Consider the following 9,532-nt stretch of genomic DNA (forward strand, 5'->3'; position numbering starts at 1 on the left):
CGGCAAGACAGTGGTGGCGCTGATGGCGATGCTGACCGCCATCGAGGCCGGCGGCCAGGCGGCCCTGCTGGCGCCAACGGAAATCCTGGCGCGCCAGCATCTGGCGACCATCGAGCGGCTGGCCGCCCCCGCTGGGGTGAAAGTCGCCCTGCTGACCGGCCGGGAGAAGGGCAAGAACCGCGAGGCGATCCTGGCCGGGCTGGCCTCCGGCGAGACCGGCATCGTCGTCGGCACCCATGCGCTGATCCAGGAGGATGTGATCTTCCGCGACCTGATGCTGGCGGTGATCGACGAACAGCACCGGTTTGGCGTGCATCAGCGCATCGCGCTTTCCAGCAAGGGGCGCGGCGTCGATGTGCTGGTGATGACGGCGACGCCGATCCCGCGCACCCTGACGCTGACCGCCTATGGCGATCTCGACGTTTCGCGGCTGACCGAGAAGCCCGCCGGCCGCAAGCCCATCGTCACCATCGCCAAGCCGACCGAATCGCTGGAGGAAGTGGTGGCCGCGGTCGAACGCGCGCTCGCCGCCGGCAACAAGGTCTATTGGGTCTGCCCGCTGGTCGCGGAGTCAGAGGCGCTGGACGTCGCCGCTGCCGAGGAACGCCATGCCGCCCTCGCCCAGCGGTTCGGTCCGCGCGCCGGGCTGGTGCATGGCCGCATGAAGGGGCCGGACAAGGACCGCATAATGGAGGAATTCGCGCGCGGTACGGTCGATCTGCTGGTCTCCACCACGGTCATCGAGGTCGGGGTGGACGTGCCGGCGGCCACAATCATGGTGATCGAGCATGCCGAGCGCTTCGGCCTCGCCCAGCTGCATCAGCTCCGCGGCCGTATCGGGCGCGGCGACAAGCCCTCCACCTGCATTCTTCTGTACCAGAAGCCGCTTAGCGCGACGGCGGCGGCGCGGCTGAAAATCCTGCGCGAGACTGAGGATGGCTTCGTCATCGCCGAGGAGGATCTGAAGCTGCGCGGCGCCGGTGACCTGCTGGGCACCAAGCAGAGCGGCATGCCGACCTTCCGCCTAGCCGACCTCTCCGTCCATGGCGAGCTTCTACAGGTGGCGCGCGACGATGCCAGGCTGGTGCTGGACCGCGACCCGGAGCTGCAGGGCGAGCGCGGCCAGCGGCTGCGCGTGCTGCTCTATCTGTTCGAGCGCGACGCGGCGGTGCGCTATCTGCGCTCCGGCTGAGCGGCGGCGGCCTCGTCGCTGACCGGCTGTGGCAATTCCTTGCGCTTGCGGGATTTCACCTCGGTCTGCTGTCCGGCCGGCCAGGGCGGCGCCACGATGCCGCCCGACACCACCATCTTGATCCCCTGTTCGATGCTCATGTCGAGATAGACCATATCCTCGCGTGGCACGAACAGCAGGAAGCCGGAGGTCGGATTAGGCGTGGTCGGAATGAAGACGTTGATGACCTCCGCCTCTGTGCGGGCCTGCACTTCGCCGGTGGTGGCGCCGCTGACGAAGCCGATGACCCAGCAATCCTTGCGCGGATATTCCACCAGCACGACCTGGCGGAAGGCGTTGGACTGCTGCGCCAGCACCGCTTCCATGATCTGCTTCACCGCGCCATAGACGCTGCGCACCACCGGAAGCCGGTTCACCACGGCCTCGCCGGCGCGAACAAGCAGCCGCCCGAGGAAACCGGCGGTCAGCGCGCCGATCAGGGTAATCACTGTCAGCAGCAGGACGAGGCCAATCCCCGGAACGGAGAATGGCAGGTAGGTCTCCGGATTGTAGTGCACCGGAATCAACGGCATGACCTGCTTGTCGATGAAATCGATCAGCAGCCAGGCGAGGTAAATCGTCAGGCTGATGGGGGCGGTGATCAGCACGCCGGCGAAGAAATAGGCGCGCAGCCGGCTGGTCAGCGTCAGGCGCAGGCTGCGCTTTGGACGCAGCGGTGTCTGCTCCTGCATGTTTTCTGGCTTGGGGTCGGAAGTGCCGTTCGGCTCTATGCTCATTGGGGCTCGCTCGATAACAGGCTCAGTCGGGACGGGAAAAGAACGTCATCAGGGCATCCAGGGTTTCGCACGGCGCCTCCTCGGCCAGGAAATGGCCGCTGGGAACGCCGTGGCCCTCGACATGCAGCGCCCGTTTCCGCCAGCTTTCCAGCACATCATACTTGCGACCGACAAAGCCCTTCTCGCCCCACAGCGCCAGCACCCGGCAGCCAAGCTTCCGGTGCATATCGGCTTCGTCATGTTCCAGGTCAATGGTCGCTGCCGCGCGGTAATCCTCGCAGCTGGCATGGATCGTCGCCGGGTCGGAGAAGCAGCGCCGGTATTCCGCCATCGCCGCCGGCGTGAAGGCCGTGCCGTCGCGTCCCCAATGGCCCATCTTGCGCTCCAGGAAAAGGCCGGGATCGGCGCCGATCATGCGTTCCGGCAGGTCAAAAGGCTGGATCAGGAAGAACCAGTGATAATAGGCGGTGGCGAATTCCATGTCGGTCGTCACATACATCTCGTGCGTGGGAGCGATATCCAGCACTGCCAGCTTGGTGACCCGGTCGGCATGGTCGATGGCCAGCCGGTGTGCCACCCGGCCGCCGCGATCATGCCCGGCGACCATGAATTCCTCGAACCCCAGTTCGGTCATCACCTCGGCCATATCCAGCGCCATGGCGCGCTTGGCATAGGGAACGTGGCGCTCGTCGGTCTGCGGCTTGGAGGAATCGCCATAGCCGCGCAAATCGGCGGCAACCACCGTGAAGCGCTCCGCCAGCGCCGGGGCGATCTTGTGCCACATCGCATGGGTCTGCGGATAACCGTGCAGCAGCAGCAGCGCCGGCCCCTGCCCGCCTGTGCGCAGATTGATCTCCGCGCCGCTGGTCCTGATCCGCTGCTGCGTGAACCCCTCGAACATGTCACCCCCACAATATATCGCTGGCGTCGCGCCATCCCGGTCCGGCAGCATACACGAGCCTGAACCGGTCTGCAGAGGGGATGAGAGATGGCGGCAAGCCTTGGCCAAGCGGTGCGGCACCACTGGGGTCTGCGCGACGATATCCTGTTCCTGAACCATGGCTCCTACGGTGCCACGCCGAAAGCCGTGCTGGCCGAACAGCGGCGCTGGCAGGCGCTGATGGAGGAAAACCCGGTCAACTTCATGCGCCGGGTGCTGCCGCCGGCGCTGGCGCAGGCGCGGGCCGACCTGGCGCGGTTCCTGCGCGCCGATCCCGCCGATCTCGGCTTCGTCGAGAACGCGACCGGCGGCGTGAACGCAGTGCTGCGCAGCCTGGATTTCACGCAGGGCGACGAAATACTGGTAACTAGCCACGGCTATAACGCCGTCAAGCAGACCGTTCATTTCATTGAGGAAAAGACCGGTGCCGCGATCAAGATCGCCGAGGTTCCCTTCCCGCTGGACGGGCCGGACGCCATCACCGCGGCGGTGACATCCTCTCTCTCCGACCGCACCCGGCTGGTGATCCTGGACCATATCACCTCCCCCACCGCGACGATCCAGCCGCTGAAGGAGCTGATCGCCGCCTGCAAGAGCGAAAAAAGGCTGGTGCTGGTGGATGGCGCGCATGCGCCCGGCATGCTGGACCTCGATGTGCCGGCCATCGGTGCCGATTTCTATACCGGCAACTGCCATAAATGGCTTTGCGCGCCCAAGGGCTGCGCCTTCCTGTGGGTGGCCCCGGGCCGGCAGACAAGCATCCACCCCACCACCATCTCGCACCCTTTCCGGACGGGCTTTGCCGAGGAATTCAGCTGGACCGGCACGCGCGACGCCAGCGCCTGGCTGTCGGTCGGCGCAACCATCGGCTTCTTCGATACCATCGGCGGCCTGCCGGCGGTCCGCGCCTATTGTCAGGGGCTGGTGACCGAGGCGGCGGAGATGCTGTCGAGCGCCTGGGAAACGCGGATCGGCACACCAGCATCATTACGCGGCAACATGGCGACGATCCGCCTGCCTGAGCGTTTCCGCGATATCCCGGCGCAGACGATCCTGGACGAATTGTGGGAAAATCACCGGATCGAGGTGCCGGTGCACCATTTCGGCGGCGATCCCTGGGTCAGGATCTCGGCAGCGCCCTACAACCACATACAAGAGTATGAGATTCTGCGGGATGCCGTGCTTGCCTATTCAGGCACTGCCAGCGACCGCAACTGAACCATCAGATCCTCGGCCATCGTCACGCCGGTGTCGGTGACCGGCAGACCGGCCCAGGACAGCTTGCGGGCGACCCAGCTGTTGCAGGTATTGAACAGGTGGAACTCCCCATGCGCCGGATAGAACAGGCTGGTCTCGTACAGGCCAGGGGCGATGCTGTCCGCGCGCTCCTGACCGGCGGGGCGCTCTACGGCGGCATCAATGCGCTCCGCCATGCGGCGCAGTCCCGCCTCGCTGATCCGCAAGGGTAAAATCTCCAGTTTGCCGGCCGCCTCCGGTAGCGCCACGCGGCCGGCAATATGCAGCACCGCCGGCGTCGGCGTCAGCCCGGCGGCCAGCGCCATGCCCATCGTGGGGCGGGGATTGGGATAGTATTCGCGGTCACCCCAGCCAAATTCCAGCCAGTTGGCTGTGGGGAAATCCGCCGCCTCCGGCAGCAGCCCCTTCGGCAGGTCCGACCGTGCCAGGAGGATACCGGCATGCCAGCCATTGCTGATGGCATAGATGGTCCTGGCCGGCGGTCCATCGCCCACGGCGATATCGGCCGGCGCCCTGTCGTCAGCGGCACAGCCGGCAAGTAACATCAGGATCGATACGAGACGCAAAAGCATGGTCGGACCGGATGTGGTACGACCGTCAGGCTATCGAAAAAGAAATGGTGAGTCCTGTGGGACTCGAACCCACGACCTACTGATTAAAAGTCAGTTGCTCTACCGGCTGAGCTAAGGACTCTTGGCGCGATACGCGGCTTGCGCGTTCGGGTGGCCGCAACCTAGGCAAGCTTGCCCGCCGGGTCAATCCCCGGGGTTGCGCCGCCCGGCTTTTTCCTAGGCGCGGGTCTCGACCTCGGGCGCGCTATCCTTGGCGAAGCGGTGCATGACGCGCTCGGCGATACGGGGCGGCACGAAGGTACTGATATCGCCGCCCAAGGCGCCGATCTCCTTCACGAAGCGCGAGGAGATGAATTGCTGGCGCTCGGAGGCCATCAGGAACACGGTCTCGATATTCGAGTCGAGACGGGCATTCATGCCGGCCATCTGGAACTCGTACTCGAAGTCGGAGACGGCGCGCAGCCCGCGCACGATCAGCGAGGCATTCGCCGCCTGACAGAAATGCATCAGCAGGTTGTTGAAGGACCGGGCCTCGATATGGTCGTACTCCCCCGTGCCATTCATCGCGGCGATTTCGCCCCGCACCAGATCCAGCCGCTCGCCAATGCTGAACAGCGGGCCCTTACCGGCATTCTGCGCGACCGCGATGATCAGGCGGTCAACCATCTTCGAAGCGCGCTTGATGATATCCAGATGGCCGTAGGTGATCGGGTCGAACGTGCCCGGATAGACCCCGATCAGATGCTTATTCATCACGCCCCTCCGATTCCGTCGCTGCCTCCCCTTCAGCAGCGTCGCCCTCGACCATGTCGGCAGCTTCCCCGATCTCGTCGCCGATCTCGTCCTCTGCGGCGCCGCTTTCCTCGGCCATCCAGGCGACGGAGACGATATGCTCATCCTCGGCGACCCGGAACAGGGTGACGCCCTGCGTCCGTCGGCCGGCGATGCGGATATCATGCACCGGGCAGCGGATCAGCTGGCCGCCATCGGTCACCAGAACGATCTGGTCGGTCTGCGCCACCGGGAAGGAGGCCGCCAGCTTACCGTTGCGCTCGTTCAGCTCCATATTGGCGATGCCCTGCCCGCCGCGGCCGGTGACCCGGTACTCATAGGCGGAGGTGCGCTTGCCAAAGCCCTTCTCGCTGACGGTGAGGATGAATTCCTCGCGCCCAGCCAGTTCCTCGAAGCGGGCATCGTCGAGAGCGCCGCCATTGCCGGCCCCCTCCTCGGCATCCAGCACGACGGCCTCCTCGGCGCCGTCATCGCCATTCTGGCGGCGCAGCGCGGCCGCCCGGCGCAGATAGGCGACCCGCTCGTCCGCCGTGGCCTCGACATGGTCGATGATCGACAGCGAGATGACCTGATCGTCGCCCTGCAGCCTGATGCCGCGCACGCCCATCGAATCGCGGCCCTTGAACTCGCGCACATCCGTCACGGCGAAGCGGATGCACTGGCCGTTGCGCGTGGAAAGCAGCACATCCTGCTCCGTCGAGCAGGGCATGACGCCGACCAGATGCTCGCCCTCATCCAACTTCATGGCGATCTTGCCGTTCGACTTGATGTTGGTGAAGTCGGACAGCGAATTACGCCGCACCGTGCCCGCCGAGGTGGCGAACATGACATGCAGCCCGCCCCAGCTTTCCTCGTCCGCCGGCATCGGCATGATGGTGGAGATGCCCTCGCCCGCCTGCACCGGCAGCATGTTCACGATCGGCTTGCCCCGGCCCTGCGGCGTCGCCAGGGGCAGCTGCCACACCTTCATGCGGTAAACCATGCCGCGCGAGGTGAAGAAGAGCAGCGGCGTATGCGTATTGGCGACGAAGACGCGTGACACGAAATCCTCGTCGCGGGTCGTCATGCCGGCGCGGCCCTTGCCGCCACGCTTCTGCGCCCGGTAGGTCGAGAGCGGCACGCGCTTCACATAGCCGAGACGGCTGACCGTCACCACCATGTCCTCGCGCTGGATCAGATCCTCGATATCCTGGTCCAGCTCGCCTTCTTCCAGCGCGGTGCGGCGCGGTGTGGCGAACTGTTCCTTGATGCGCACCAGCTCCTCGCGCAGCACGCTCATCAGCTTCTCGCGGGAGCCCAGGATCGCCAGATACTCTTCGATCTTCCCGGCGATTTCCTGCGTTTCCTCGACCAGCTTCTCGCGTTCCATGCCGGTCAGGCGCTGCAGGCGCAGCTCCAGGATGGCGCGGGCCTGCGCCTCCGACAGCCGGTACTTGCCATCGACCACGGCGCGGCCCGGCTCGTCGATCAGCGCGATATAGGGCTCGACATCGGTCGCCGGCCAGTCCTTGCCCATCAGCGCGGCGCGCGCCTCGGCGGCATCGCGGGACGCGCGGATCAGTTCGATGACGGGATCGAGATTCTGGATCGCGACCAGCAGGCCGACCAGAATATGGGCGCGGTCACGGGCCTTGCCCAGCTCATAGACCGTGCGCTTGGTGATGACCTCCTCGCGGAACTGCAGGAAGGCCTCGATGACCTGCTTCAGGGTCATCATTTCCGGCCGACCGCCATTCAGCGCCAGCGCATTCACGCCAAAGGAGGTCTGCAGCGGCGTATAGCGGTACAGCTGGTTCAGCACCACATCCGCCTGGGCGTCGCGCTTGATCTCCACGACGACGCGCACGCCGTCGCGGTCGCTCTCATCGCGGATGTCCGAAATGCCTTCGACGATCTTAGCGTTCACCACCTCGGCGATGCGCTCGATCAGGCGTGCCTTGTTCACCTGGTAGGGGATTTCGCTGATGACCAGCGCCTCGCGGTCCTTGCGGATTTCCTCGACCGCCACGCGGCCGCGCATGACGACCGAGCCACGCCCGGTGCTGTAGGCCTCGTGGATGCCGCGCTTGCCCATGATGATGCCGCCGGTCGGGAAATCCGGCCCCGGCACATGCTGCATCAGCCCTTCCATGCTGATGGAGGGGTCGTCCACATAGGCGCAGCAGGCGTCGATCACCTCACCCAGATTATGCGGCGGAATGTTGGTCGCCATGCCGACGGCGATACCGCCGGCGCCATTCACCAGCAGGTTGGGATATTCCGCCGGCAGGACGGCGGGCTCCTCGACCGATTCGTCGTAGTTGGCGACGAACTTCACGGTCTCCTTGTCGATGTCGCGCAGCAGCGCCTCGGCCGCCTTGGCCAGCCGCGCCTCGGTATAGCGCATGGCCGCCGGCGGATCGCCGTCCATCGAGCCGAAATTGCCCTGCCCGTCAATCAGCGGCAGACGCATGGAGAAGTCCTGCGCCATGCGTACCATCGCATCATAGATGGCGCTGTCGCCGTGCGGATGGTATTTACCCATGACATCGCCGACGATGCGGGCCGATTTGCGGTAGGGCTTCGTCCAGTCGTAGCCGCCATCCTTCATCGCGTAGAGAATACGGCGATGCACGGGCTTAAGCCCGTCGCGCACGTCAGGAAGGGCGCGCGCAACGATTACGCTCATGGCGTAATCAAGGTAGGAGCGGCGCATCTCCTCTTCGATGGAGACGGGCTTTACATCGAAGCCGGGAGGCGTTCCGGGAGGCGTCGTCGTGGACAAGGCGAAGGGAACTTTCCGTTACGGGCGATGGTGGCTTGGCAGCGCGTCATTATGAGGCGCGATCTTGGCTTACCCCAAGATATTGTTGTTTGAACGAGGTTTCTAGCATGTTTCGCGCATGCGAACAACGTTGCAGACAGGCCCACGGACAGGCCGCTGGCGGGGCCCGCAAAACCAGCTTCATCCAGGCCTTTGGCTGCTCTTAAGAGAGCCTTAAAGATTAGGGGTTATTATTTTAGAAGTCTGGCAGAATCCACAGCAAAACAATGTCGAACGCCAGTCATCAAGCGGGGCAGAATTCATCGATGTCTGACACGAAATTGAGCGCCTTGCAGAATGGGGAAGCCACCGAGCTTAAGAATCTTCGTCCTGCCGATCTTGCCAAGGCCCTGTCGCTTCACGAAAGGCTGCTGTCCGGCCGGCCCGGCGGTCGTCGTGCCCTGCTGTCCGGATTCCGGCTGGAAGCCACCGATTTCAGCACGCGCGACCTGCGTGAATCGGATTTCACCGGTGCTGCTCTCGCCGGCAGCCTGTTCCGCCGGACCAAGCTGCAATTCGCCAATTTCTATGCCGCTGACCTGCGCCGCACCAATTTCAATGGCGCCGACCTGACACGCGCGGACCTGCGCGGTGCGTGCTTCCGCGGCGCCAGCCTGGTTGGCGCCAATCTGACCGAGGCCGACATCCGCGAGGCCGTTCTGGCGCGCTATTCCGCCAACCGGATTCCAACGGCTGTCAGCCATGGTGACGGCCATGCGGATATGAGCGCCATCAATGCCGAAGGCGCCAATCTCAGCAATGCGAAAATGGGCGGTTCCTTTACGCTGCGTGCCGATTTCAGCGAGGCGAACCTGTCCAATGCCGATCTGCGCAACGCCGATTTGCGGATGAGCAATTTCCGCAATGCCATCATGACCGGCGTAAATCTGATCGGGGTCAATGCCGCCGGTGCGGATTTCCACGGTGCCGTGCTGACCAACGCGCGTATTCACGATGCCAATTTCGATGGCGTCGATCTCACCGGGGCCATTCTCGACCTCACCCACCTCACCTCCCCGGTCTTTGCCCGGGCGGTGCTGCCGAAGACGCCGGAAGATGCCGGCCTGGACCTGGAAGCAGCGCTCGACATGCACGAAAGCTGGGTCCGGAGCGCGGCGCACGAGGGCAAGCGCCTCACCCTGGACGGCATCGACCTGTCGCGCGGCGATTTTTCCGCGCGCAACCTGACCGCCATTTCAA

Annotated in this window: 8 protein-coding genes and 1 tRNA gene; 3 read left to right on the forward strand and 6 right to left on the reverse strand. The window is 64.7% G+C overall.

Going from position 1 to position 9,532, the window contains the following annotated elements:
- The coding region (locus tag MK313_RS16945) for an ATP-dependent DNA helicase RecG (RefSeq protein WP_287783174.1) at positions 1-1,192 on the forward strand (1,192 nt) is incomplete at its 5' end.
- On the opposite strand, the gene MK313_RS16950 is transcribed toward MK313_RS16945, so the two are convergent.
- Positions 1,174-1,968, reverse strand: a complete 795-nt coding sequence (locus MK313_RS16950; protein WP_287783177.1) for a DUF502 domain-containing protein — start codon at positions 1,966-1,968, stop codon at positions 1,174-1,176. The genes MK313_RS16945 and MK313_RS16950 overlap by 19 nt on opposite strands.
- A 22-nt stretch (positions 1,969-1,990) precedes the next feature.
- A complete protein-coding gene (locus MK313_RS16955) occupies positions 1,991-2,869 on the reverse strand; it encodes an alpha/beta fold hydrolase (protein ID WP_287783180.1) in 879 nt (292 codons plus the stop codon).
- An 87-nt stretch (positions 2,870-2,956) separates the two neighbouring features.
- Here MK313_RS16955 and MK313_RS16960 point away from each other — a divergent pair, with 87 nt between their 5' ends.
- Entirely contained in the window at positions 2,957-4,126 is a 1,170-nt protein-coding gene (locus MK313_RS16960) for an aminotransferase class V-fold PLP-dependent enzyme (protein WP_287783183.1), read from the forward strand.
- Here MK313_RS16960 and MK313_RS16965 read toward each other — a convergent pair.
- From MK313_RS16965 to gyrA, 4 genes are all read right to left on the reverse strand, one after another.
- The gene (locus tag MK313_RS16965) at positions 4,096-4,737 is read right to left on the reverse strand and encodes a DUF2459 domain-containing protein (RefSeq protein WP_287783185.1); all 642 of its coding nucleotides are present in this window, start codon (positions 4,735-4,737) and stop codon (positions 4,096-4,098) included. The two genes, MK313_RS16960 and MK313_RS16965, sit on opposite strands and share 31 nt — an antisense overlap.
- Positions 4,738-4,782: 45 nt before the next feature.
- Positions 4,783-4,858: transfer RNA gene (locus tag MK313_RS16970), tRNA-Lys, on the reverse strand.
- Positions 4,859-4,953: 95 nt separating this feature from the next.
- Positions 4,954-5,490 carry a pantetheine-phosphate adenylyltransferase gene (gene coaD, locus MK313_RS16975; protein WP_008943526.1) on the reverse strand — a complete coding sequence of 179 codons (537 nt, stop codon included), beginning with the start codon at positions 5,488-5,490 and terminating at the stop codon, positions 4,954-4,956.
- Positions 5,483-8,293, reverse strand: coding sequence for a DNA gyrase subunit A (gyrA, locus tag MK313_RS16980; protein ID WP_287783188.1), 2,811 nt, complete (start codon positions 8,291-8,293; stop codon positions 5,483-5,485). The genes coaD and gyrA overlap by 8 nt, the downstream gene beginning before the upstream one ends.
- A gap of 305 nt (positions 8,294-8,598) precedes the next feature.
- Here gyrA and MK313_RS16985 point away from each other — a divergent pair.
- Positions 8,599-9,532: pentapeptide repeat-containing protein (locus tag MK313_RS16985; RefSeq protein WP_287783190.1), on the forward strand; the 934-nt coding region annotated here is incomplete at its 3' end.

It is taken from the genome of Oceanibaculum sp. (assembly GCF_022449305.1).
GTDB classification, from domain to species: Bacteria; Pseudomonadota; Alphaproteobacteria; order Oceanibaculales; family Oceanibaculaceae; genus Oceanibaculum; species Oceanibaculum indicum.